The organism is Finegoldia sp. P2-F-LR, from assembly GCF_052932265.1.
Genome location: NZ_JBRFJF010000003.1, coordinates 115,608 through 141,308, shown reverse-complemented (window position 1 = coordinate 141,308; position 25,701 = coordinate 115,608). Strand labels below are relative to the sequence as shown.

The 25,701-nt window shown below is 30.7% G+C and carries 24 protein-coding genes and 2 pseudogenes; 25 read left to right on the top strand and 1 reads right to left on the bottom strand.

The window, feature by feature from the left end; all coding sequences use genetic code 11:
- Positions 1 to 19 precede the first annotated feature (19 nt).
- From ACU68W_RS02975 to ACU68W_RS02865, 23 genes and pseudogenes are all read left to right on the top strand, one after another.
- Positions 20 to 874, top strand: coding sequence for a beta-carotene 15,15'-monooxygenase (locus ACU68W_RS02975; RefSeq protein WP_446756086.1), 855 nt, complete (start codon positions 20 to 22; stop codon positions 872 to 874).
- Positions 875 to 980: 106 nt separating this feature from the next.
- Positions 981 to 2,417, top strand: coding sequence for a UDP-N-acetylmuramoyl-L-alanyl-D-glutamate--2,6-diaminopimelate ligase (locus ACU68W_RS02970; RefSeq protein WP_446756085.1), 1,437 nt, complete (start codon positions 981 to 983; stop codon positions 2,415 to 2,417).
- 414 nt (positions 2,418 to 2,831) lie between these two features.
- Positions 2,832 to 3,977: a double-cubane-cluster-containing anaerobic reductase gene (locus tag ACU68W_RS02965; RefSeq protein ID WP_094223957.1), complete on the top strand. Its 1,146-nt coding sequence runs from the start codon at positions 2,832 to 2,834 to the stop codon at positions 3,975 to 3,977.
- A gap of 190 nt (positions 3,978 to 4,167) precedes the next feature.
- Positions 4,168 to 5,628, top strand: a complete 1,461-nt coding sequence (locus ACU68W_RS02960; protein ID WP_094223956.1) for a flippase — start codon at positions 4,168 to 4,170, stop codon at positions 5,626 to 5,628.
- Between the two features lie 787 nt (positions 5,629 to 6,415).
- Positions 6,416 to 7,144 (top strand): LytR/AlgR family response regulator transcription factor, encoded by a 729-nt coding sequence (locus tag ACU68W_RS02955; protein ID WP_306479275.1) that lies wholly within the window; start codon positions 6,416 to 6,418, stop codon positions 7,142 to 7,144.
- The gene (locus ACU68W_RS02950; protein WP_306479274.1) at positions 7,141 to 8,421 is read left to right on the top strand and encodes a GHKL domain-containing protein; all 1,281 of its coding nucleotides are present in this window, start codon (positions 7,141 to 7,143) and stop codon (positions 8,419 to 8,421) included. Before ACU68W_RS02955 ends, ACU68W_RS02950 begins: the two co-directional genes overlap by 4 nt.
- A gap of 153 nt (positions 8,422 to 8,574) precedes the next feature.
- The gene (locus ACU68W_RS02945) at positions 8,575 to 9,198 is read left to right on the top strand and encodes a CPBP family intramembrane glutamic endopeptidase (RefSeq protein ID WP_311437644.1); all 624 of its coding nucleotides are present in this window, start codon (positions 8,575 to 8,577) and stop codon (positions 9,196 to 9,198) included.
- Positions 9,199 to 9,256: 58 nt separating this feature from the next.
- Complete coding sequence (locus ACU68W_RS02940; RefSeq protein WP_446756084.1) at positions 9,257 to 9,649, top strand: hypothetical protein; 393 nt, start codon at positions 9,257 to 9,259, stop codon at positions 9,647 to 9,649.
- Positions 9,642 to 10,841: a radical SAM/SPASM domain-containing protein gene (locus ACU68W_RS02935; RefSeq protein WP_304066094.1), complete on the top strand. Its 1,200-nt coding sequence runs from the start codon at positions 9,642 to 9,644 to the stop codon at positions 10,839 to 10,841. Before ACU68W_RS02940 ends, ACU68W_RS02935 begins: the two co-directional genes overlap by 8 nt.
- A gap of 4 nt (positions 10,842 to 10,845) precedes the next feature.
- The gene (locus tag ACU68W_RS02930) at positions 10,846 to 11,220 is read left to right on the top strand and encodes a hypothetical protein (RefSeq protein WP_304066091.1); all 375 of its coding nucleotides are present in this window, start codon (positions 10,846 to 10,848) and stop codon (positions 11,218 to 11,220) included.
- A 408-nt stretch (positions 11,221 to 11,628) separates the two neighbouring features.
- On the top strand, positions 11,629 to 12,834 hold the full coding sequence (locus ACU68W_RS02925) for an ABC transporter transmembrane domain-containing protein (protein ID WP_446756083.1): 1,206 nt from the start codon (positions 11,629 to 11,631) through the stop codon (positions 12,832 to 12,834).
- A gap of 43 nt (positions 12,835 to 12,877) precedes the next feature.
- Positions 12,878 to 13,168 (top strand): CD1845 family protein, encoded by a 291-nt coding sequence (locus ACU68W_RS02920; RefSeq protein WP_000583243.1) that lies wholly within the window; start codon positions 12,878 to 12,880, stop codon positions 13,166 to 13,168.
- A gap of 86 nt (positions 13,169 to 13,254) precedes the next feature.
- A pseudogene (locus ACU68W_RS02915) lies at positions 13,255 to 14,231 on the top strand (replication initiator protein A).
- Between the two features lie 14 nt (positions 14,232 to 14,245).
- The gene (locus ACU68W_RS02910; RefSeq protein WP_002838954.1) at positions 14,246 to 15,103 is read left to right on the top strand and encodes an ATP-binding protein; all 858 of its coding nucleotides are present in this window, start codon (positions 14,246 to 14,248) and stop codon (positions 15,101 to 15,103) included.
- 14 nt (positions 15,104 to 15,117) lie between these two features.
- On the top strand, positions 15,118 to 15,609 hold the full coding sequence (locus ACU68W_RS02905; protein ID WP_446756082.1) for a PcfB family protein: 492 nt from the start codon (positions 15,118 to 15,120) through the stop codon (positions 15,607 to 15,609).
- Between the two features lie 196 nt (positions 15,610 to 15,805).
- The gene (locus tag ACU68W_RS02900) at positions 15,806 to 16,012 is read left to right on the top strand and encodes a hypothetical protein (protein ID WP_022620867.1); all 207 of its coding nucleotides are present in this window, start codon (positions 15,806 to 15,808) and stop codon (positions 16,010 to 16,012) included.
- Between the two features lie 44 nt (positions 16,013 to 16,056).
- Positions 16,057 to 17,859 carry a VirD4-like conjugal transfer protein, CD1115 family gene (locus ACU68W_RS02895; RefSeq protein WP_070736945.1) on the top strand — a complete coding sequence of 601 codons (1,803 nt, stop codon included), beginning with the start codon at positions 16,057 to 16,059 and terminating at the stop codon, positions 17,857 to 17,859.
- A gap of 151 nt (positions 17,860 to 18,010) precedes the next feature.
- Positions 18,011 to 18,874, top strand: a complete 864-nt coding sequence (locus tag ACU68W_RS02890; protein WP_019107265.1) for an Abi family protein — start codon at positions 18,011 to 18,013, stop codon at positions 18,872 to 18,874.
- Between the two features lie 676 nt (positions 18,875 to 19,550).
- Positions 19,551 to 20,804: a group II intron reverse transcriptase/maturase gene (gene ltrA / locus ACU68W_RS02885; RefSeq protein WP_446756081.1), complete on the top strand. Its 1,254-nt coding sequence runs from the start codon at positions 19,551 to 19,553 to the stop codon at positions 20,802 to 20,804.
- A gap of 87 nt (positions 20,805 to 20,891) precedes the next feature.
- Positions 20,892 to 21,215: a single-stranded DNA-binding protein gene (locus ACU68W_RS02880; protein ID WP_002842079.1), complete on the top strand. Its 324-nt coding sequence runs from the start codon at positions 20,892 to 20,894 to the stop codon at positions 21,213 to 21,215.
- A complete protein-coding gene (locus tag ACU68W_RS02875; RefSeq protein WP_102722993.1) occupies positions 21,216 to 21,374 on the top strand; it encodes a Maff2 family mobile element protein in 159 nt (52 codons plus the stop codon).
- 117 nt (positions 21,375 to 21,491) lie between these two features.
- Positions 21,492 to 21,710 carry a helix-turn-helix domain-containing protein gene (locus ACU68W_RS02870; RefSeq protein WP_446756080.1) on the top strand — a complete coding sequence of 73 codons (219 nt, stop codon included), beginning with the start codon at positions 21,492 to 21,494 and terminating at the stop codon, positions 21,708 to 21,710.
- Between the two features lie 427 nt (positions 21,711 to 22,137).
- Positions 22,138 to 22,632 (top strand): hypothetical protein, encoded by a 495-nt coding sequence (locus ACU68W_RS02865; protein WP_138159663.1) that lies wholly within the window; start codon positions 22,138 to 22,140, stop codon positions 22,630 to 22,632.
- Between the two features lie 260 nt (positions 22,633 to 22,892).
- Here ACU68W_RS02865 and ACU68W_RS02860 read toward each other — a convergent pair.
- Positions 22,893 to 23,233, bottom strand: a pseudogene (locus ACU68W_RS02860) (helix-turn-helix domain-containing protein); the annotation flags it as partial.
- Between the two features lie 185 nt (positions 23,234 to 23,418).
- Here ACU68W_RS02860 and ACU68W_RS02855 point away from each other — a divergent pair.
- Complete coding sequence (locus ACU68W_RS02855) at positions 23,419 to 23,709, top strand: DUF3847 domain-containing protein (protein WP_446756079.1); 291 nt, start codon at positions 23,419 to 23,421, stop codon at positions 23,707 to 23,709.
- A gap of 332 nt (positions 23,710 to 24,041) precedes the next feature.
- On the top strand, positions 24,042 to 25,676 hold the full coding sequence (gene mobQ / locus ACU68W_RS02850; RefSeq protein WP_446756078.1) for a MobQ family relaxase: 1,635 nt from the start codon (positions 24,042 to 24,044) through the stop codon (positions 25,674 to 25,676).
- The last annotated feature ends 25 nt before the right edge of the window (positions 25,677 to 25,701 follow it).

Here is a 25,701-nt window from a genome sequence, read left to right as displayed (position 1 = left end):
TAAAAAGTAGGAGGAGAATATGTCAGACGATAGAGATTACAAAGGCTTTGAAAATGACGACAGTGAATACACTAAAGACGGCAACTATTTTAGTGAAAAAGAAGATGTAAGAGGCGGTTACAGCGAAGATAAGGACAGTTATTCTGACAGAAATAGCAATTATTTTGAAGCTTCACAAGAAGATAATTATTCTAATACGAAAGAAGATCATTACGAAAAAACAGACGATAGTTTTTTCTTTGAAGGTCAAGATGACGAAGAAGAATACATTGAAGATTACACTCAAAGAGAAAGCTCAGGTTATGCTGGTTTCTGCCAAAATATTTTCTCAATGTTACATGGACTTATTGAAAAATTCAATAAAAAAGGTGCATTTGTAATATTGTTCTTGTTGTACGGAGTGTTCACGTTTGCGGCATCAATAGTACAATTCAAGCTTCACCCAGAACAAGCACAACAATTGGAACAAGTAACAAAAACTGGATTGAATCCAATAACATATACTATTATTTTGGCTGTTATATCGATGTTTTTCTACTATGCAGTGTGTAGAATTATATTCCATTTCACTAAAAAGGACATTTCACCAGTTCCAAATCCTGTAGAAAGAGACACAAGACTTGGAGTGTATGTAGCTTGTGAAGCGTTGATTAACATTTTGTTGATGGCACTTCCAACAACATTCCTTCCTTCAATTGTAGGCATGATAGTTGGAGTTGTCTTGTATTCAGCAGTATTCTACGACAGAATTTCTGATGAAAGAATGCTTGCCGTTGGTGTGAAATCAGCGATAGTAAGTATAGTTTCAGGACTTGTTTTCGGACTTATAGTTGGAATCGTAGCAGTAGCAGCTGCGATAGCTTTTATGAAATAATAAAATTTATAGACTGATCACTAGGCTAGTGGTCAGTTTTTTTATTTTTTAATATGTAGCCCGATGTTATATAATAATATATAAATGAAAACCAAAGGGGAAAAATATGAACTTAACTGATATTATAGATAAAATTGATTATATAGATTATACAAAAAACAACGACTACGATATTACAAATGTGACAAATGATTCTAGAAAAATCGAAGAAGGTGGAGTGTTTGTGGCGATTTCAGGGATGGAATTTGATGGACACAAATTTATCGACAAGGCGATTGAAAACGGCGCAAACACTATTGTAGTAACAAAAGATGTCACACAAAATGGCGGCATCAACTACATCAAAGTCGACGATGCAAGGGTTGCTCTTGCACAAATCTCAAATGTGGTGTGTGATTTTCCATCGAAGAAGCTTCACGTGATTGGAGTTACTGGGACAAATGGCAAAACGACGACATCTTCTATGATTAGTCATATTTTGGAGAATTTGGACTCAACATGCACAAACATTGGCACGAACGGTACCTTTATCGCGAAAGAAAAATACGAAACGCCAAACACGACTCCAGAAATCTCAGAAATCGACAAGATTTTGAAGCTTTCTGTGGACAAAAAAATCGACAACGCTGTTGTGGAATGTTCCAGCCACGGATTGTATTTGCACAGACTAGACGGGATTGATTTCGATGTGGCTGTGTTTAACAATTTATCAATGGAGCACATGGATTTTCACAAAAATATGGAGAATTATTTCGATGCGAAGATGATTTTGTTCGAAAATGCCAAGAAAAAAATAGCAAACGTAGATGATGAATACGGAAGAAAAGCTAAGGCACGATTTGAAGACGCATATACATTCTCTCTTGAAAATGAATCCGATTTTAGGGCAGAAAATGTCGAATTGATTGATGGAAAGATGCATTTTGAAATCAAAAACGTGAAATTCGTGTTGAATAGATTTGCGATGTTTGATGTGTACAATGCAGTGGCTGCGATTGTTGCGGTGAATTTATTGGGATACGAATTGGAAGATATCGCCAAAGCTTTGGAAAGTTTTACAGGCGTTGAGGCGCGATTTGAATTCATCAACAACGACAAGGGAATAAATATTGTGATTGATTTTGCGCACACTCCAAAAGCGTTCGAAAATATTTACAAATCTGTGCCAAACGACAAACGAAAAATCGCGGTTTATGGAATGAGTGGCGACAGGACTAGTGAAATCAGACACGAAGTTGGGAAGATTTCCGCCGAAAACGACGTGTTCTCGGTGGTTACAACGGACGATCCGAAATTTGACACATACGAAAACATTGCCGATGATATCGTCAGTGGAATTGAGGAAGAAAAAGGTGAGTTCATCAGAATTAAGGACAGGAAATCAGCCATTAAACATGCGATAGAAATGGCAAATGAGGGAGATTTTGTGCTACTTTTGGGAAAAGGACAAGAAAACTTCATCAAACTCAAAGGAAATGAAAAGACTCCTTATTCTGAAAAGGAAACTGTGACTGAAGTGTTGGATGAATTGAGGAATAAATAAGCAGTAAAGATACGAACATATCTTCAATAAAAGCAAAAATAGTCACCGATACGAACGAATATCTAGACTACAAAAATTGATAAATTCATCGCTTGTGAACCTAAAATTGTGAACTCGCTAACGCTCAAACAGCACAATTTTTAACGGTTCACTTCGCTTGATTTTATTATTATTTTCTCCGTATGATATTCTTAGCAAAATAGATAATCTGCTTTTTGATTTAATTTAAAACAATTTTTTCCGAATGATTCGCTCTTTTACGATTTTTTTGGTTTTGGAAAATTTCCAAGATTTTACTCAAATCATCTATGAGAGAGGGCGAGGGAGGTCATTTATAGAAAAAATCTATAAATAACGATTATCATTTTGATATATTATTGATTAAATGATATTATTTGAACCAGAGGTGATTAGATGGTTGATTTAAAGAAGAAATTACCAGAAGTTTTTAACGATTTTGCAGAAAGTCGTCAAAATGCTTTTTTGAAGGTAAAAGAAATAAAGGATAAGGATATTCCTATTATAGGAATTTTTTGTACGTTTTTTCCACAAGAGTTAGCTGTTGCAGCTGGTGCTACTTGTGTTAGTTTGTGTGCTACAAGTGACGAAACTATTCAAGATGCTGAGAGGGATTTGCCTAAAAACTTATGCCCACTTATCAAATCTTCTTATGGTTTTGCGTTGACAGATAAGTGTCCGTTCTTCTATTTCTCTGATTTGGTTGTTGGAGAAACTACTTGCGATGGCAAGAAGAAGATGTACGAATATTTGGGAGAATTCAAGCCGGTTCACGTTATGGAGCTTCCAAACAAGAACACTGAACAAGGTCTTATTTTATGGAAAGAAGAAATCAGAAAAATGATTAAGACTATCGAAGATTTATTCGGTGTTGAAATCACTGATGAAAAATTAAAGCATGCTATTGAAGTGAAAAATGCTGAGAGATCTGCTGTAAAGGACTTCTATTCTATAATGAAGGCTGATGATTTGCCAATCACAGGTGGAGAATTGTGGCATGTTTTAAATGGTGTGCAATTTGATTTTGACAAGGAACAAATTCCACAAATGCTTGAAGAATTAAAAGCTAAGGTTATGTCTGAACACAAGCACATCAGTGGCAAACCAAGAATTTTGATTACTGGTTGTCCAATCGGCGGTGCTACTGAAAAAGTTATCGAAGCTGTTGAAAATAACGGTGCTGTTGTTGTCAGCTATGAAAACTGCGGCGGTGCAAAGGCTATCGATGAAAATGTCGACGAAGATAATCCAGATATGATTGATGCGATTGCTAGAAAATACATGAACATCGGTTGCGCATGTGTGAGTCCAAACGAAAACAGACTTAAATTATTGGACAAATTAATCGACGAATATAAGGTTGATGGTGTTATCGACATGCATTTACAAGCTTGTACTCCATACCAAGTTGAAGGCTTGTCGATTAAAAGATTCTGCAACGATAAGAAAAATGTTCCTTATATTGCAGTAGAAACAGATTACTCAAAATCAGATATCGGACAATTAAATACAAGAATTGGTGCATTTGTTGAAATGTTATAACAATTTTTTTAAAATTTGTGGTATAATAGTTTCAGCAAAGTCCATACAGGTTTTACCTGGAAAATAATCGTCATTGTTCTGAAGTGACGGTTATTTTTTTGTTGGAAATTTTGAAATGTTGTAATAATCTAACTAGCTAGGTGTGATACAATATAGTAAGTATTAATTTTGCACATAGGAGAGGAAGAACTTGGCAAAGCAAAAATCACTTAAATTAAACGCGATGCTTAATTTAATCAAAGTTGGGCTGAGCGTTGTGTACCCGTTGATAACTTTTCCTTACGCTACGAGAATTTTGCAAGTAGCAAACATGGGAAAGGTAAGCTACGGGGATTCAATTATTAAAATATTCATGCTGATTGCATCGCTTGGAATTACCAATTACGCAGTCAGAGAAGGTTCCAAATACAGAGAAAATAGAACAAAACTCAATCAATTTTCGAGGGAAGTTTTCTCCATCAACTTGTTGTCTACGTTGATTTCTTACATTTGTTTGGCTGTATTCTGCGTAGTTTCTGTGAAAATGCACGACTATGCAACGCTTGTTTTCATTCAAAGTTTGACCATAATCTTCGCGACACTTGGAGTTGAATGGGTCAACGCAATCCACGAGGATTATTTGTACATTACAATCAGAAGTATCATAATTCAAACTATTGGTGTAATTTTATTATTTTTCGTAGTAAAAACCAAAGATGATTACTTAAAATACGCCGGACTTACGGTTTTCGTAAATGGTTTGGTGTGCATTTCAAATATGTTACATGTAAGAAGATATGTAAGTTTGAAACCAACTCTCAAACTAAATCTGAAAAGACACTTTAAACCCATCATGCTATTCTTCTCAAATAGTATCGCAGTTTTGGTTTATGTTAGTGCAGACATGACAATGCTTGGCTGGATTTCGGGAGATTTTTACACAGGACTATATGCAGTAAGCGTGAAGGTGTATTCCGTTGTAAAGCAAATGCTAGGTGCAATTTACATGGTTACAATTCCAAGATTATCAAAGGCTGCAACATTGGATGATAAAACAGAATTTAGACATTTGTTGACAGAAATTTCAAGCTTTTTGCTATTATTAATGATACCAATGTGTACAGGACTTGGAGTATTATCCAAAAATATCGTATACATTCTCTCTGGAGAAAAATTCATTGCGGCGACACTTTCGTTGCAAATTCTAGCAGTGTCAGTATTTTTCGCAATAACAGGTGGAGTAATCACAACTTGTATGAACGTTCCATTGGGAAAAGAAGCGTTGAACTTAAAAGCGACGACGATATCGGCGTTCGTAAATGTAGGGTTAAATCTAGTTTTCATACCACTTTGGCAACAAAATGGTGCAGCAGTCACTACGGCGATTTCAGAATTAGTAGTTGTTGTTGTGTGTCTATTTGAATTTAAAGAAGCAAGAGTTTATTTTGAAATGGACAAATTATTCTATACAATGAAATATGCAGTAGCAGGAGCTTTGTGGATACTTTTGACAAAGTTTGTAGTCACAAAATTTATCACACATTACACGCTTAACTTGTTGGCAGTATTCTTCATCAGCGTCATAGGCTACACTTTAATATTGTTCTTCGGTAAAAATGAAGTATTTATCGAAACATTGAAGAAAACACCACTTAAAAAATTAGTAAAATAGATTATGAGAGCATCATGCGATGCTCTTTTTTGATTGGAGAACAATAGACCGTTTCAAAAATTGCAAAGCAGAAAACCAGTTTGCACAAATATCTAGACTACGAAAATAAATAAACTCTAAGCTTGTGAACCTAAAATTGTGAACTCGTGCTACGCACTCAAACAGCACAATTTTTAAACGGTTCACTTCGCTTGATTTTATAATTATTTTCTCCGTATGATATTTTTAGCAAACTTGGTAATCTGCTTTTTTCATTGCAACAAAATCGCAGGACATTTACACTTTACAGGGTCATACAAAAATAGACACCGATACGAACGAAGAAAATTACAAAAACTCGTAAATTATTCATCTGTCTACAAAAATTGTCGTAGGCAGTTTCAAAAATTACGAAGCAGAAAACCAATTTGCACGAACATCTAGACTACGAAAATAAATAAACTCTAAGCTTGTGAACCTAAAATTGTGAACTCGTGCTACGCACTCAAACAGCACAATTTTTTACGGTTCACTTCGCTTGATTTTATGATTATTTTCTCCGTATGATATTCTTAGCAAAATAGGTAATCTGCTTTTTTTATTGCAACAAAACGCAGGACACTTACACTTGACATGGGGATCACTAAAAATAGACAGCCGTTTTTTTGCTTGAATAGTGCAATAAAATGAGATTATAATGACAAAGTTTGTATTGAATTTGAAAATTGAATTTTATATAATAAGAATAAAATGACAATTAATCAAGAGTGTAATTTGAGTACATAAAAAACTTATGTTAGGAGACACAATGAATATAGCTATCTGTGACGATGATCTTAAACATATAAATTTAATAGAAGATATGATATATGATTTATCTCAAAAATTAGACAATTTTAAACCTGATATAGATGCTTATTTAAGTGGTGAAGAACTACTTAGATTGATAGATGTGAAAGATTTTCCATCTATTTTATTTATAGATGTTGAAATGCCAGGAATTAATGGAATTCAAACTGCTAGAGAACTGAGAAAGCTTTCCGAACAAGTTTTGATAATTTATGTTACAAGTTACGAAACTTATACCTTGGAATCTTTTGAAGTTAGACCTTTTCGATATTTGTTAAAGCCTATTGATACGAAAAAGTTTGCCAGAGCTTTTTATGATGCTATTGAATACATAAATAACTCCAATAGTTATGTATTTTTTAAAAAAGGAAAGGATCACATTCAAGTAGATAGTTCGTCTATCATAGCTATATTTTCTGAATCTGGAAGAAAATTAAGGGTGAAAACTAACAATGAATTAGATGACGAGACATTTTATGGGAAAATCAAGAATATAGAAAAAGAACTCAATCCTTTAATTTTTGTTAAGATAAACAGCGGAACCATTATAAACTTAAAAAAAGTCAAGATTTTAAACGCTCATGAGGTAATAATGATAGATGGATCAATATTACCCATTAGTAAAAACAGAAAGAAAAGTGTCATTGATTTGTATTCTAAATTTATTTCTAAAGAGGTCGGAATATGAGTATTGCAGCTATTAAAGTTCTTACTACATTTTTAGTTATTGTGCTTTTGCAAACGACTATTTCTTATGTTTTTTTCAATGAATATTTTATCAATATAAGGAAAAATAGTATTCTTTTCTTCAGCTTTTTTATTATCATACTTATGGATAAATTCATGGGAAATTCTACTTTTCTTAAATTGTCGTTTTTAACTGTAGCAAATCTAGCTATTTCATTTATGTTTTTTGATGGGTCAGCGTACAAGAAAGTTTTTTATGTCATTAGTTTTATTTGTAATTTCACTTTATATGAAGTTGTAGGACTAAGCTTTTTTAGTTCAAGCATATACAAAGATTTTTTTGACATAGATTTTTCTTTTTATTATATAAGTTTGTATTTAGCTTTTTTGGGATTGTTTTATGTGTACATAAAATTCATAAAAGATGGCAGTTACGAAAATTTTGACTTGGACAATACTGAATATTTGATTCTTACTATTGTATTTCTTTGCAACCTTGTAATGCTCATGGTACTAGGAGATTATTCTTATAAAGTAAGTATTGTTTTAATATTCGTTGCGATTCTTTCGGATTTTTGTTATGTTTTTTTTCACAGGAAAATCAAAGAAAAGAACTTGATTCTGTCTAAATATCAAGTTATAGATGAACAAAACAAAATCCTAAAAAGAGAGATAGAAAATGAAGCGAATTTTAGAAGATTAAAACATGATTTAAAAAACACTTTGCTTCAGGTTGATATGAATATCAAAAGTGGTGACACTAATCTTGCTATAGCTCAAATTGAAAATATAGTCGGACAAAAACTGGACAATCCAACTTATCTTAGTGGATTGACAGAGATTGACTATCTATTAAGCATGAAAATTAAAAAAATGGAACAACTAAATATAAAACATAAAATATCACTTCAAATCCCAAAGGACTTAAATATCAAGGAAATTTCGATAGATTTGTCTGCGATAATAGGAAATTTAATAGATAATGCTATTGAGGCAGTTGAACGAGTTGGAGATGTTGACTCTCCGATTATAATAAAACTGATATATCGAGATGAAAAAATATATGTATATACTGAAAATCCTTCTGAAAAACTTGAAGAAGATTTCTCGAAAGACTTTATAAAGTCTTCAAAATCGGATAGATTTGGAGTTGGGATAAAGAGTATAAAGTTGCGTTTAGAAAAATTAAAAGGATTTTATAATTTTAAATATGAAGATGGCTTTTTTAAAGTTTTGATTATTGTACCTTGTAAACTGCAAAATCAAAGCTCTTTATAAAAATTTGAAGAATTAAACGAGTATTGAAAATTAGATTAAAAACTAATTTTTGATGCTCGTTTTTTTAATACCACTTTTTAGGCTATTTAATACATTTTGAAAATCCAATTAAAAATCCATTGTATAATCAATTTGAAAGTAGAGGTGAGGTGTATGGAGATAAAAAAACGTAGAAATTATGATTTTAGTTTTTTAAATGTAAATGAGAAAAATCCTTTAGTAATAGCGATGTCGTTGGTAGTCATCAATTTGTTATCACTGTTAACGCTTATAATTCTTTTATCGTATGTAAAAGTATCTAATCCGTTTTTAATGTTGACAGTACCAACTGTGGTTTCATTTATTATACTTCCAAAATTATTATTAAAATGTCTCAATATTGAAGATAATTTGGATGTATTCAGATATTTAAAAACTTCAAGTGTAATTTTTATATCTTTTGTAGCCGTCTATCTTTTAATATTTAGATCGAGACTTGATATGACATTTGTGGGGTTTTGGATAGTGCATTATCTAATTGTTGCCACAGGCGAGGAGTACATATACAGGCATCTTTTAATTAGTCTGTTATCTAAAAAAATGAGTATCATTATTTCTTGTGCTATATCAAGTATTGTTTTCGCATTTATCCTTCATAATAACGAAGATTTTTTAACAAACTTAGTAATCAGACTACCTTTGGCGCTTATGTTATCGGGGATTTATGTCAAAACAAAAAGTTTAAGCTTACCTATTGTCATACACGCAATCTACAATTTATTAGTAATGATTGTTTAGGAGGATTTATGAAAAAAATATTTTAGTTTTGGTTATATCTTCAGTAGCGCTGAGCTTTTTGATAGTAAAAGTATCAACGACTGTAAATTCATTAAATGTTGTGACGTTTTTAGTTTTTGGAGCTATTTTACCGGCGTTGGTTTCATCAATAATGGGCTGTTCGCTTATAAATATCTTAAAAATTCAAAAAGATAAAGTAAAAATAATAGGATCTGGGATTTTTGCACTTGTATATTCAGTTTGTTATTTGATTTTTATAAAATTGATCAATTTGGATTTTGAAGCTATAGCTAGAAATTCTCAGAATATATCTAACAATTCTTCAATACAAATTAACGCTGTAAGCAGTCAGTCGGTACTGACAACGGGTTTGATTAATTTCTTCTTGGTATTTTCTTTGATAGTAATATTTTTAAAAATAAAAGAAAAAGCAGGTGAAAGATATGTATAAAAATCCTAATGTTAAAACAGAAAAATTTAACGGAGCAAATCTTTTGATTAATACAGCAAACTCAGCTGTATTAGGGCTTGACGATAAAACTTATGAAGATTATCTGGAAATTTTACAAGATAAAAATGTCAATGAGGATTTGTATGAGTTTTTAGTAGAAAATGAATTCATAAAAAAAGTTAATGAGTTTACAAAAGGATTCAATGTTAAAAATGCTTACATACACATAACAGACAGATGTAATTTGAAGTGTAAGGGATGTTATTCAGAAGATGAGAGATGTGATAAGAAAGAGCTATCATTTAATGAATTAACAAAAGTGGTTGGTAATTTAAAACCATTAAATCTAGAAAATATTATTATATCTGGCGGAGAGCCAATGATACGAAAAGATTTGGATAAAATATTGAAGCTTATCAAAACAGAACTAAAACCAGATAATTTAATTGTAATAACTAATGGTACTGTACATAGTTTTGATATGTTAGAAAAAATTGCCCCATACATTGACGTTCTTTCGGTATCTTTGGATACTTACAGCTCAGATTGCAAAGCGTTCCTAAGAGAAGACAAAATTTTTGATAGAATAATGGAATTTATAGACAGGGCAAAAGGATTAGACATTACTTTATCCATACTGCCAACTATTAATCACAAAAACGTGGATTACATTAATGAGTACACTAAACTTTCGAAAAAACTAGGCACAAATATAAGTTTTAGTTTATTTACAGTAAAACCGGACGATGAAAACAGAGAATTTGTATTGACTACAGATGATCTCAAAAAAATTGTCGACTACTATAGAGTTAACGAAATAGAAGTGGAAGATGTTCCTCTTAAAGATTGCCTTGAAGGAAAATGTAACTGTAGAACAGGAGAACAACTGATTTCTGTAGGAACTGATGGATCCTTGTATCCTTGTCATATGCTAATGGAGGATGAATTCAAAATGGGAAATTTGTTAGAAAAAGACGTTATGAGTTTGCTTGTACATAATGCCAAAAGAAAATACGGAGTTGAAGTAGACGATATGGATGGCTGCAAAGAATGTGAGTTCAAATATTTATGTGGTGGTGGATGTCGAGCAAGAGCTTACTTGTATACTGACAAAATAACAAGTAAGGATCCGTTCTGCCCAATGTACTATGGGTTTTTTGATGAAGTTATGAATAATTTAATAGCAGGATAGATTAATGGACAAATATATTGCTTCTTCAATAGAAGAAATTTGTAATCAAAATAAAAATATAATGACAAGATTTAATGCGAAAAATTTGTTTAAACACAATGGAGAGTTTGTTTTGTCAGATAAATACATAGAATTTAAAGGGTATAAAACAATAAAATTTGATGAAATTGAAGATATATCCTTGGAAAATGATGATGTGGTATCTTCGGTGAATTTTGCCACTCAAAATAGGATGGTTTTTGGAAAATCAGCCAGACCAATAAGACTATTACTGAAAAATGAAGAGATAATATATTTTTATGTGAACTGGAATATATTAACAGGACTTAGCTCCAACAAAAAAATTTATGACATTTTAAATGATCATATAAAAAATTAAAGCTGGATTTTTCTAGAGAATCCAAAGGTTGAAGGAGGTGACAGATATGTTATTCAAATTTTTGAAGAAAAACAACGCAGGTTGTGCATCAGTAGGAATGGTAGTTTGTGGATCTATTGGATATTCAGGAAAAAAATGGTCAGCATAATTGATCTGATTATTTTGAAAAACAACAAAACGGTAAACAAAAGAATTAATTATTAGAGTTATCATAAGGAGATAAAAATGTTATTTAAATTTTTGAAGAAAAACAACGCAGGTTGTGCATCAGTAGGAATGGTAGTTTGTGGATCTATAGGATACTCAGGAAAAAAATGGTCAGCGTAATAATACTTAACTAATATTAAAAGATTCATATTTAAATTTGGTGTCTGATTAAAGATGCCAAATTTTTATATGGAGGTGTATATGAAAAAATATCTTAACTCACAAAAATTAAGGATATTGTATATTGTAATACTTTCTATAGTGACAAGCTTATGTAGTATTTTTATTGTGAGAAACATCCAAAAGATTGTGGATAGCATGATAAACAGAGACTCTCTGACATTTAAACAAAGTATTTGGCTTTTGGTAATATCATTTATCATAAACTTCATATTAACTTATTTGTTGGTTATATCCAACGCAAATTTGAAAAAGAATATACATAAATCAATAAAAAGAGATATCATAAAAAGCTTTTTTAAAATGGAACATAAAGATTTCATGAAGACTTCTTCATCTCAAAAGATAAACGTATTTGAAACTGATTTGAACATAATAGACAATCAATATTTCGAAAACATACTAAACCTTCTGAAAAATAGCTTATTGATATGCTTTTGTTTGGTTTATTTAATGAAATTAAACATAAAAATGGCCTTTATTATGATTTTTTGTTCATTTGTAATATTACTATTGCCAGTTTTTCTGGGCAAAAACATAGATGAATTAAGTGCGAAGTATTCAAAAAATAAAGATAAATTTCTTGAAAAGATTAAAGATGTTTTTGAATCAATGGATTTAATACATACTTATGGAATAGAATCAAAAATTCTAAAACAATTTGATGCATCTTTGGAAGAATTAGAAAGGTCATTATACTTATTTAACACTAGCTTAGGACTTTATTCACAGATAATTGGTCTAGGTAACTACATTATAATAGCCATCTCATTTTCTCTAGGAGGATATTTTGTAATAAATGGGAAATTAACAGTAGGTGGTCTTATTGCGATAACACAAATCATAAATATGATGATGGGTCCAATAGGAGAATCTACAACAGCAATTATGGAAATTAAAGGAGCCAGTAAAATAAAGGATAAAATAACAAATTTATTAACCTACAAAAAAGCAAATGACTTTTATATTACTGAAAATACCTTTGACTCTATAAAACTAGATAATATGTGCTACAAAAATGATGATTCTGAGTTTTCGTTGAATAATATAAATCTCAAAATTGAGAAAAATAAAAAATATGTAATACTCGGTCATAGCGGTAGTGGGGACAGTGATATAATGATGACAGATACAATAAATCCATTAAAATCAAAGTTTAAAGGCTTCCACAAAACTTTTAAACAAGACGATTTAGGATTAAGTCTGTCATCTTTTTTATTAAATTAACAAAAAAGAAAAGAAAACATAAGTAATAAGGATTGAAGAGAATATGATAATATTTAGAGTTTTTTTCAAAATCATATTGTTTCCTATTAGGATAGCGTTAAGTATCATAATTCTATTTTTAACGTTTGTATTAGGACTCAGCACAATATTTTTCAAACTGATTTCATTTATCGCTATTATGGGATTTTTAGGATCTGTTTATCATGGAGAAAAAGCACTTGCTATAGATGCGTTTATACTAGCATATCTTTTTAGTCCTTATGGTTTACCAGTGCTAGGATATTTTATTATAGAAGTGATAGAAGGGGTGAATGAAAGAATAAAAGTAATTTAAATATAAAAATAAATAGATTAAAACGATGAAAAAGAGATAGCAAAATCAAAGCTATCTCTTTTTATATGAAAAGAAAGGGGGTTATGATGAAAGAAATAGTTAAATTTGAATACTATTATGGCAATGAATCAGAACAATATTCATTTTTTAGGATTCCCAAAACTTTATTCACCGACTTAAATTTTAAAAAACTATCCGTAGAAGCAAAAATTCTTTATGGAATTCTACTCGATAGAATGAGCTTGTCAATTAAGAATAAATGGTTAGATGAAGAAAACAAGGTATACATTATCTATACCATAGAAGAAATTATGGAAGTATTAAATTGGGGGAGAAATAAATCGGTCAAAGTAATGAAAGAAATTGAAGAGATAGGATTATTAGAAAAAAAGAGGTTAGGACTTGGAAAGCCAAATTTACTCTATGTAAAGAACTTTATTTACACAGAAAATAATAAAACTACAGAAGTTTCAAAAGCAAACCTCAAGAAGTTTAAAAAACAAACTTCAGGAAGTTTAGAAAACAAACCTCAAGAAGTTTCAAAAGAGGACTCTAATAATACTAATATTAATAATACTGAAACTAATAATACTGATTTTAATAATACCACCCCCATATCCCCCTTAGAAAAGCTAGGAGAAAAATCAAAAAAACTTTGGAGGAGGAAGAATTAAAAGAAACTATAAAAAAGAATATATCTTATGAAATCTTTGAAAAAGTAAGAATAGAAGAAAAGAAGCAAGTAGATGTAATGATAAATGTACTTGTAAAAGCCTTAACTAGCTTTACAAACATTAAAATAGGAGGGAGGCATATATCCAATGAAAATTTTAAAGAAAAATTTCTAAGTCTTAACTATAAACACATAGACTATGTTTTGAAATACCTAAGAGAAAATGCTCCAAAGGATATTAGAAACATTAATGCTTATCTACTGACTCTCTTATACAATGCAGATGAAAATATTAGAAACATAGAAGTCATAAAGAGAGAAGATCAGAAAAGAGAAAACTATGACTATAGTAACGATGAGGATATATGGAGAGAAATTTTAAATACTTGATAGGAGAGGAGCATATGGAATTAATAAAAGAAATCCTAGAACAGAAAATAAAAAATGCAGAAACAAATAGTCCATCAAAAGATGAAGAAAATAGGAGTTATATAGATCAAGAAACAGGATTAAAATATTGTGCAAAATGTAAAACACCAATTGAAAAAGAAATAGACTTCTTTGGAGAAATAAAAAAAGTTGGTATTTTATGTCAATGTAAAAAAGAAAGACAAAAATTAGAGGAAGAAAAAAGAAAAGAAAATAAAAGGCTTTTAAAAATTGAACACTTAAAAAAAGAGTGTTTTTCTGATCCTATCTTATTAAATTGGAATTTTAAAAATATGGACAAAGATAGTGAGCATGAAAAAGTAGCAAAAAATTATGTGGAAAAATTTGATGAAATATATGAAAATAATATAGGATTAATTCTCATAGGGAATGTGGGATGTGGAAAAACATATCTTGCAAGTGCTATAGCAAATGCTTTACTAGAAAAAGAAATATCAGTCAAAATGACAAATTTTTCAGTAATTTTAAATGATATGACTAACTTTGAGATTGATAAGAGTAAGTATATAGATAACCTAAATCATAAGAAACTATTAATTATTGATGATTTTGGAATGGAAAGAGATACAGATTTTGCAGCTGAGCATATCTTTAACATAATAGATAGTAGATATAGAAGTGGGAAACCTCTAATTATAACAACAAACTTAAATATATCAGCTTTAACTAATCCTGAAACTATAAAAGATAAAAGAATTTACTCAAGGATACTTGAAATATGCAGTCCCATTATATTTACAGGAGAAAATAGAAGAATAGAAAAAATGAAGGAGAAATCAAAATTAGCCTATGAAATATTAAAAAAAGAATGAAAGTAGGTGAGTGAATGCAAAATGATGATATAAATAGCAGAACAATAGCCATAGTAAAAAAAGCGGGGATAGTTACAGCCAAGCAAGTTATAAATTTGATGAAGAAAATATTAGAAATAAATAAACATAAAGCGCAGACAGAACAGTCAAGACCCTTAGAAAAATTTAAAAAAGTAAAAGTAAAAGATCTTGTAAAAAAAGGTAAAGTAGAAACCTTAGAATTAAATGACATAGACTTAAAAGCATTGAAAAAAGAATTAAAAAGATATGGGGTGAAATTTTCCATAAAGAAAGATTTAGAAAATGGAAACAACATTATCTTTTTTCAAGCAAAAGAAATAAAAGTGATGGAACAAGCTTTTAAAAAGACAGTCCAGAAATTTACTAAAGATAAGTCAAGAAAAAGAAAATCTGTAATAGAAAGGCTTAATAACTTCAAGGATAAAGTCAAAGATACTATTGACAGAGATAAGGTTAAACATAAGCATCAGGAACAAAGTTTATAATAAAAGCACTTAGATATATAATATATATGATGAGAAGGCATGAATAGCTTTATTGTTGAATACTATGAAAAAGAAGATGGAATCATCCAGTAGAAGAATTTCTCTTATCTATAGATAAAAAATGAGAACAGAAGCATTAGGGAAAAAACTAAAAAATACCTTTGAAAGTAAAATATAAGTATAATGGTGGTTTAAAATGACAAATAAAAGAATATGTCCCATATGTAACTCAAAGATGAAGCAACAGTTTATAGGTCTATTACATTGCAAGTGTGGTATAAGCTATCATAGAGATTTAGGATATTTTAAAAGAAATGAGAATATGATTTTTGTCTTGGAAAGAAAAAAGATAGGTAAAAAAATAAAACAAGTTCCAGTAATAATATATAAAAAAGATAAATAAGATACTAATGGGTAGAGAAATCTACTCTTTTTTATGGAGAGGAAGTGATTAATTCGAAAATACTAAATGAAATAATAAAAGATATAAAAAATGTTTTTAAGATAAGAGATAAGAAGAAATTTGTATTAGAAAATCTTCCTTACCTCTTATTTTTTTATATAGGAAATATCTTTGCAAGCCATGTCAACTCTTATGTAGGAGGAGATATAATAGATAGAATTCTAGTAGCTTTTAGTCAAATAGATACTTTAAAATATATTCCATCATTAAAAATAAAAAATCTGATACCCGGTCTAATTCTATCAGTAGTTATTAAGTTAATCCTTATACAGAAAAAGAAAAAAGCAAAAAAGTTTAGAGAGGGCAGAGAATATGGATCGGCAAGATGGGGAAATGAAAAAGATATTGAGCCATACATTGACAAGAAGTTTGAAAACAATGTGCTATTAACTCAAACTGAAAGACTTACCATGAACAATAGACCTAAAAATCCAAAATATGCGAGAAATAAAAATGTATTGGTAATTGGAGGTTCTGGTAGTGGTAAAACAAGGTTTTTTGTAAAGCCAAATCTCATGCAAATGCACTCTTCATATGTAGTAACCGATCCAAAAGGAACATTAGTCTTGGAATGTGGGAAAATGTTGGAAAGAAATGGATATGAGATAAAAATACTAAACACAATAAACTTTAAAAAATCCATGAGATATAATCCCTTTGCATACTTGAAAAGTGAAAAAGATATTTTGAAATTAGTACAAACAATAATTGCAAATACTAAGGGAGAAGGAGAAAAATCAACTGAGGATTTTTGGGTGAAAGCTGAAAAACTCTATTACACAGCACTTATAGGATATATCTGGTATGAAGCTCCTAAAGAAGAACAGAACTTTACAACTTTACTTGCTATGATAGATGCAAGTGAGGTAAGAGAAGAAGATGAAAATTTTAAAAATGCAGTAGACTATATGTTTGAAGCATTAGAAAAAGAAAAGCCAAATCATTTTGCAGTAAAACAATATAAGAAATACAAACTAGCAGCAGGAAAAACTGCCAAATCAATCCTTATATCCTGTGGAGCAAGGCTTGCTCCATTTGATATTCAGGAACTTAGGGACTTAATGAAAGAAGATGAACTGGAGCTTGATACACTTGGAGAAAAGAAAACAGCTTTATTCGTAATAATATCGGATACAGATGATACATTTAACTTTGTAGTATCAATAATGTACTCACAATTATTTAATCTATTATGTGATAAAGCAGATGATGAATATGGCGGAAGACTTCCTGTTCATGTGAGATGCCTACTTGATGAATTCGCAAATATCGGCTTAATTCCTAAATTTGAAAAGCTGATAGCAACTATTAGAAGTAGAGAAATATCAGCTTGTATAATATTACAAGCACAATCACAACTAAAAAGTATCTATAAAGATAATGCAGATACCATAGTTGGCAATTGTGATTCGACGTTATTTTTAGGAGGCAAAGAAAGAACAACATTAAAAGAATTATCTGAAAGCCTAGGCAAAGAAACCATAGACCTATATAACACATCAGAAACAAGATCAAATCAAAAGAGTTTTGGTTTAAACTATCAAAAAACTGGAAAAGAATTAATGAGTCAAGATGAAATAACTGTAATGGATGGTGGGAAATGTATCTACCAATTAAGAGGAGTTAGACCATTTCTTTCAGATAAATTTGACATAACCAAACATAAGAATTATAAGTTCCTTGAAGATTATGATAAGAGAAATATATTTGACATAGAGAAATACCTGCAGAGAAAAGATGAGGTTAAGTTAAAAGAGAGTATGGTAGTTGAAATATTAGATGAATAAATTTAAAATTAGAAGTAAGATAGATATTTAGGAAAGATTAAAAGAAATTACTTGACAAAAAATATTTTATAGCATATAATAATGTCAACAGTACCCGACACGCCTCTTAACAATGCGGACCAAGTCGGGTCATTTGATTTTAGGAGAAAAAATGAAAAAAATTCATCAAGAACCGATTAGTATAGAAAATCAAGTAAAAAACTTAATAGACTTAGGACTTTTAGTAGAAGATAAAACTTATGCTAAGAAAATTCTTGGAAGAATATCCTATTACAGGCTGATTAAAGCTTATAGTATCACATTAAAAAAAGATGGAAGATATATATCAGGAATAAGTTTTGAAGATATTGTAAGTTTATATAAATTTGATAGAGAACTTAGACAGCTTATATTTGAAACAATAGAGCATATTGAAGTTTCTTTAAGAGCAGTTATCACAAACTATTTTTCTTTAAGATATGGGAACTTTTCATATAAAGATATGAATAATTTTGAGAAACAAAAGGAACAAGAAAGGGTACTAGAAGAATTAGCAAGGGAAGTTAAAAGAAATAGACGCTCACCATTTATAAAAAACTTTAAAGACAATTATGAAGGTGGAGAAATTCCACTCTATGCAGTGATAGAAGTAGCAAGTTTTGGAACTTTATCTAAAATGTATAAGAATATGAAAAATGAAGATAAAAGTAAAATTGCAAAAGTCTTTCATACAGACTACCATTACTTTGAATCTTGGATAGAAAATTTTGCCTATATAAGAAATATATGTGCCCATTATGGCAGGCTATATGGAGCAAAGCTTACAAAATCACCAAAGCTATATAAAGAATATTTAAAAAATAATATTTCAAACAATACAATATTTGCTACATTAGTTAATCTTAAAATAGTTTCTGAAGAAGAAAATTACAAAAATTTTTATCATGATCTAATAGCACTAATAGCAAGATATGAAAATATTGAATTAAGACATGTTGGCTTTATAGAAAACTGGAAAGAATTACTAAAACCATAAAATTAAATAGAGAAATTTACACCGAAAAAAACATTTCGGTGTTTTTTTATGCCCAAAGGAGGAAGAATGAAATATATACGAGATGAGCCGAAAAAATAAGATACAGAGAAAAATGAAATATTAATTAATTAGAAGTAGAAGCGATAGAGAAAACTATCGCTTTTTTTAGTATGACGGGCATGTCATCAATCTGTGGTGAAAGTCCACTAAGGGCGTAGTTGCCAGCGAACCTCATAGTAATTCCCAAGGTTTGCACCGTGAGATGCAGGCGAGAAGAAGGGATAGCAAAATTGTAGCCTGACGAACAGAAACCTAATACTAAGGCTTGCGTGGTGGACAAGCGGGCTAAAAGTCGTGAAGTCCAAAAGGCAACCGTAAACCATGCAAGTAGATTAGGCAGGTAGACAAGGAAAGATTGATGGCTTATCCCGTGAGGTCTCACTAGTGAATAAGTAGTAACAACGAATAGTGAGAAGTCAGCAAAAGCCATAGTAGTATTGAAGCCTTTGTAATAGAGGTGGAGCGAAGGGCTGAATAATTCAAAGTCAAATGGACTTGCAAAAGTCTGTATCCATATCCGACGAGAAAATCGTACCAAAGACGTAACGGCGGAAAATTTTCACAGGAGCTAGGAGTAAGAGGATACAGAGCATAACAAAGAAAGGAGACAATCCAAATGTCAGAACTGTTAGAACAAATACTCAGTAGAGAAAACATGTTTGCAGCACTAAACAAAGTGAAAGCAAACAAAGGAGCAGAAGGAATAGATGGAATATCCACCGAAGAAATAGACCAATATCTCAAAAACAACTGGGTAGAAATTAGAGACAAAATTCGAAGAAGAAAGTATAAACCAAAACCGGTCAGAAGGGTAGAAATACCAAAACCAAATGGAGGTGTACGCAATCTAGGAATACCAACAGTAGTAGACAGAGTAATAGAACAAGCAATTGCACAAGTTCTAACACCAATAGCAGAACCACAATTTAGTGATAATAGTTACGGTTTTAGACCAAATCGCAAAGCACAACAAGCGATAGTAAAACTGCTTGAATACTTTAACGACGGATACACCTATATTGTAGACATAGACCTAGAGAAATTCTTTGATAACGTCCCACAAGACAAACTCATGACCTTGATTCATAACCTCATAAATGACCCAGACACAGAATCCCTAATTAGGAAATATCTTAATGCGGGAGTAATGATAAAAGGAAATTATGAAGAAACACCCAAGGGAACACCACAAGGAGGAAATCTATCGCCCCTTCTAAGTAACATAATGCTAAACGAATTAGACAAAGAACTAGAAGCAAGAGGACTACACTTTGTAAGATATGCAGACGACTGCATAATAGCCGTAGGAAGTAGCGCAGCAGCTAACAGAGTAATGGCAACAGTAACAAAGTGGATAGAAAAGAAACTAGGACTAAAAGTAAATGCAACAAAATCCAAAGTTACAAAACCAAGAAAACTAAAATATTTAGGATATGGATTCTGGAAAGACAAAGCAGAATGGAAAGCAAGACCACACAAAGACTCAGTAAAAAGATTTCAAAGAAAATTGAAACAGTTGACAAAGAGGAGTTGGTCAGTACCAATGACCTATAGAATCAACAGACTGAACCAAGTAATTAGAGGGTGGATAAACTATTTTAGACTAGGAAATATGAAGACGGTCCTTAGAAAGATAGATGAACGACTTAGAACAAGAATGAGAATAGTCATATGGAAACAGTGGAAGACAAGAGGAAAACGCCTATGGGGACTTCGAAAGTTAGGAGTTCCGATGTGGATGGCAAAACAGTCAGTAGGATTTGGAGATCACTATCAAGCGGTTGCCAAAACCACAGGACTACATCACATAAACAAAGAAATCCTCGCAAAGCGAGGACTTCAAAGTTGTTTGGATTATTATTTGAATTAAACCGCTGTATGCCGAACGGCACGTACAGTGGTGTGAGAGGGGCTACATGTTAGCTCCTACTCGATTGGAATAAAGGAGATAGAACAAATGGAAAGAGAAATGCTAAATATTAATGGAAATCTAGTAGGAGAAATAAAAACAACTGCAATAGATACAAAGGAAGGAGAAAAAGAAGTAGCTAACTTCACAATAGTTAGAAAGAACAAAGAAGAAGGAAAGGTTAAGAAAGAATATATCTACTGTAATCTCTACGGAGAAAAGGCAAAAAGTGTGAAGGAATTTAAAAGTGGAGAATACATCCATATTTTTGGATATTTTAAGGAAACAAAAAAAGAAGACAAGACATTTAAAAATTTTATCGTAAAGCACATAAATAAAATTAAAAAAGAAGAAAAAGAGGAGGAAATATAAATGGAATTTTTTACACAAGCAGTAAATGTATTAAAAATATTAGTTACAGCAATTGGTGCAGGGCTTGGAGCATGGGGTGTTATCAACCTGATGGAAGGTTATGGGAATGACAACCCTGGTGCTAAATCTCAAGGCATTAAGCAATTTATGGCAAAATAAGGACGGAATAACACAACAAATTCTCTAAAACAAAACATTGAATCAATGTAAGATTGAATGAAATCAATATTCATGCTATAATTAAATAAATCTAATGAAAAGAAAAAGAGGGATATTATGGCACTTAACTATAAACCATTATGGATACAATTAGCAAAAAAAGGATTAAAGAAAACAGATGTAATAGCTATGGCAGGACTAACAACAAATGTTATGGCACAAATGGGCAAGGATAAACCAATTACCTTTAAGAATTTAGAAAGAATATGTAAGGCTCTATCTTGCACTCCTAATGATATTATTAGTTTTGAAGATGAATTCGAAAGAGAGATTTAAATTCTTATAGTTCTTTACACTTGATTTACAAGGGATCAAAGAAAATCTTAATAAAGGTTTCTAAAATTTTATTGAAATAATGTATAATTTGTGATAGCTTACTTACAATTTTAGAATTGTAATCTTTATATAGGGTGTTTTTATATCTTGTCAATGATTTTGTAAATATCTTTAGATTGTAATCCAAAGTTTTGTGAGTAATTTATTTGAGAATTTACAAAACTTCTTAATACATGACCTGTATGTGTATAATGACATTGACAAGAAGACATCTGTGATTATAGATTTTAAATAACTATATAATTGTAAAAAAGTATAGCACTAATACTAGCAAGAAAATTTATACGAATTTAGTTGACACAACTAAGAAAAATTGCTCCCATTTACGAAATGGTTTATACTTCAAGAGAGGAGGTGAACTAAATTGATGAAAACACTTGGTATGTTAACAATCATCTGCTTAACAGCATCAATTATGATGGTGAATTTTATACTTATTATACCGAAATTTGGCTCGAAGCATTTCGGTGCACCCGATGATATCAAAGCTATGATGAGTAAGTTGCCAGATAAACCGATTTGGGTCAATATATTCGGCGGACTTATCATGGTACTTGGATTGCTAACCATTGCAGCCGTCCTAGTCTGGGCAATTGTTGATACAGTAAAATTTAGTTTAACTTTTCAGCAAGCCTTTGTTAGATTTTTAATACTATTTGAAGGATATAAGCTTTTTGATATTATCTTTTTTGATTATCTCATGCTTACCAAGTTAAAATTGCCGACTAAAGTTTACCCAGAGACGGTTGGTGCTAAGGGTTATGATAATTTTGGATTTAATGCGAAAAGTCAGGTTGCAAAAATTATAATCTTCTTTTTCGTGAGCCTAATTTTGGCATATTTACTGACCGTTTTGGTTTAACTAAAAATTCATAACTTGTAATGTTCAATTCAACTTCTTGGCTATTTATTTTAAGGGGCTGTAGCTTAAAAAGAACCAATTATCAGAAATAGATAGAAGCCATGAACAGTTGTATGAAGATGGGTTAGAGTGAAATATAAACGAAAGAAACTTCAATCTAATGAATGTGAGCATATCTTAAAAACAAGACAAGAACCATTCCTATACAAATATCTATACATGCAAATTCATATAAGATAAAGGCGTATAAAAAAATTAGTTTAATCACTGCAATCACAATTTAAATTGTGGTGGTCGCAAGTGAAATACGAACTTCACTAGGAAGTTTTCCCTTGTATCTTTTGTAATAAATGGAAAATTTGCTATGGGATGAGTATCCAACAGATTGAGCTATTTCTTTTATAGGAAGTTTGGTATTTAAGAGAAGAGTTTCAGCTACATTCATTCTTTTTCTTTGGGTGTATTCTGTAATGCTCTGACCATATTTTTCTTTGAATAGATTTTTTAATTTAGTCCCGCTCATTGTAGATTTTTTTTCAAGAGTTTCTTGGTTTACATTCATGGCGAAATGATCATCTAAGAATCTGGCTACATCTTTTATCTTTGTGAGAAAAATATGATAAAAAAGATAAACAAAAAGTTATAACATTCCAGATTGGGATTACATGGAAAGAAATATAGAAAACATAAAATTAAAACGGAATATAGCAAATTATAATATTTAAAACGAAAACGATTAGAAATAAAAATCTAGTCGTCTTTTTTATTGTAGGAAAGGATATAAGTATGAAAAAATTAGATCAGATAAGACAAGAATCAAAAGAAATAAAAGACAAAATTGACCATACAGAAGAAAGATTAAGGCAACTAAAAAATCAAGAAAAGAAGATATTAAAACAAGACATAGTGAAAAAAAGAAAAGAAAGAACTCACAGACTAATAACAAGAGGAGCAATCTTAGAAAGCCTTATAGAAAATGCAGAAAAACTAACAGATGAAGAAATAAAAATCCTACTAGAAGAAGCAACAAAGACAAAAGAATTTAAAGAAACACTAAAAATAATGAGAGAAAATTAAGAAAAATAAAATAAACAAATCTCCCTTAGATTTCTAAGGGCGCAATTATACACCCTAAAGGGTGCTTGCGTGCCTTTAGAGCCAAACCCCTGAAGCGACCAACAACCATTCGCTTTTTAAAAGTCAAGGGTAAATAAACTCGCTAACGCTCGCCCTTGACTTTTAAAATTTGAAATGAACAAAACAATTAAGCCGACATACTGAAACAACAAAAATTAATTCAGTAGTCGGCTTTTTCTATTCTATCATTTCAAAACGCTCATTCACAAAGAGGTTATAAAAATCTATTAAGCCTCCACCTAAAACAACAAAAAAAGAAAGGAAGTGATAAAATGGCAGACAGTTTTCATTTTTCAGTAAACATAATATCAAGAGGAAAAGGAAAAAGTGCAGTAGCAAGTTCAGCATATATAAGTGGAGAAAAAATAAAAAATGAATGGGATGGAGTAACCCATGACTATACCAAGAAACAAGGAGTAATTTGCAAAGAAATATATTTACCAGATCACGCACCAAAAGAATATAAAGACCGAAAAACCTTGTGGAACTCGGTAGAACTATTTGAGAAAAATTCTAATGCCCAACTTGCAAGAAACTTTATCATATCCCTACCAAAAGAGTTAAGCATAGAAGAAAATAAAAATATGATAGAAGAATATATACAAACCAACTTTGTAAAAGAGGGAATGATAGTAGACATAGCAATTCATGATGAAAGTAGAGATGGAAATCAAAACATTCATGCTCATATAATGACCATAGTAAGACCAATAAATGAAGATGGAACATGGGGGCAAAAAAGTAAAAAAGAATATATCCTAGATGAAAAAGGAGAAAAAGTATTAAACAAAAATGGAAAACCAAAGACAAGAAAAGTAGAACTAACAAGTTGGAATGATAAGGGCAATGTAGAAAAATGGAGAGAAAATTTTTCAGACCTTTGCAATGAATATCTAGCAAAAAATAAGATAGAAAAAAGAGTAGACCATAGGAGTTTTAAAAGACAAGGTATAAAACAAATACCAACAATACATCTAGGAGCAAGTGCTAGTGCAATGGAAAGAAAAGGAATAAGAACAGAAAAAGGAGATATAAATCGTGAAATAAAAAAACAGAATGAACTATTAAAAAACATAGGCAATGAAATAAAGAAAATAACATCATGGTTAGCAGGCTTTAAAGATAAGCTAAAAGAATCATACAAGGAATATAAAGACCAAAGTAAAAAGCAAATAGAAAATGGATCAGGACTCTTTAACCTCTATGAATATTTAAGCTTTTATCAAGAAATGCAAGAAAATAATAGAGCTGGATTATCATTTTATGGGAAAAGAAACAAGGCAATCTATGATCTAAAAAGATATGCAAGTGGAATAAATTATCTAAGAGAAAATAAAATAAAAACCATATCCGACCTACAAGGACATATAAATATCTTAAGAAGTAAAAACTCTGAAATATATAAGACCATAAAAGAAAACAGTCAAAAGATAGAAGACCTTAACAAATGTTTAGCCTATGCAAAGACTGTAAGAAAAACAAAGGCAACCTACCAAGAATATGAAAGCAAGAAAATATTCAAAGAAAGCTTCTACAAGAATAATCAAAAGGAAATAGACCAACATATAAGGGCAAGAACCTTAATTGAAAAAATTAGTGGAAAGAAAAATTTAAGAGAAAAAGAATGGATAGGAGAAATCAAAAACTTAGAAGATGAAATCAGTAAATTAAATACAGAGTCAGAGAAGATAAGGGAAAGATACAAGGAAATAAATCATATCAAATATGCAGTAGAAGTAGTAAATAAAGAATATGGTATCGACCTATCAATAGAAATTGACAAGGCGATTAAGAGAGGAGAAAAAGAAAGTATCATAGAAAAGATAAAAGAATATAAGCAAGATAGTGATATGTTTAATAAAAAAAGACAATCAACCAAAGACTATTACAAAAATCAAGAAAGATAAGACCTGGTAAAAATATTTTATCCAA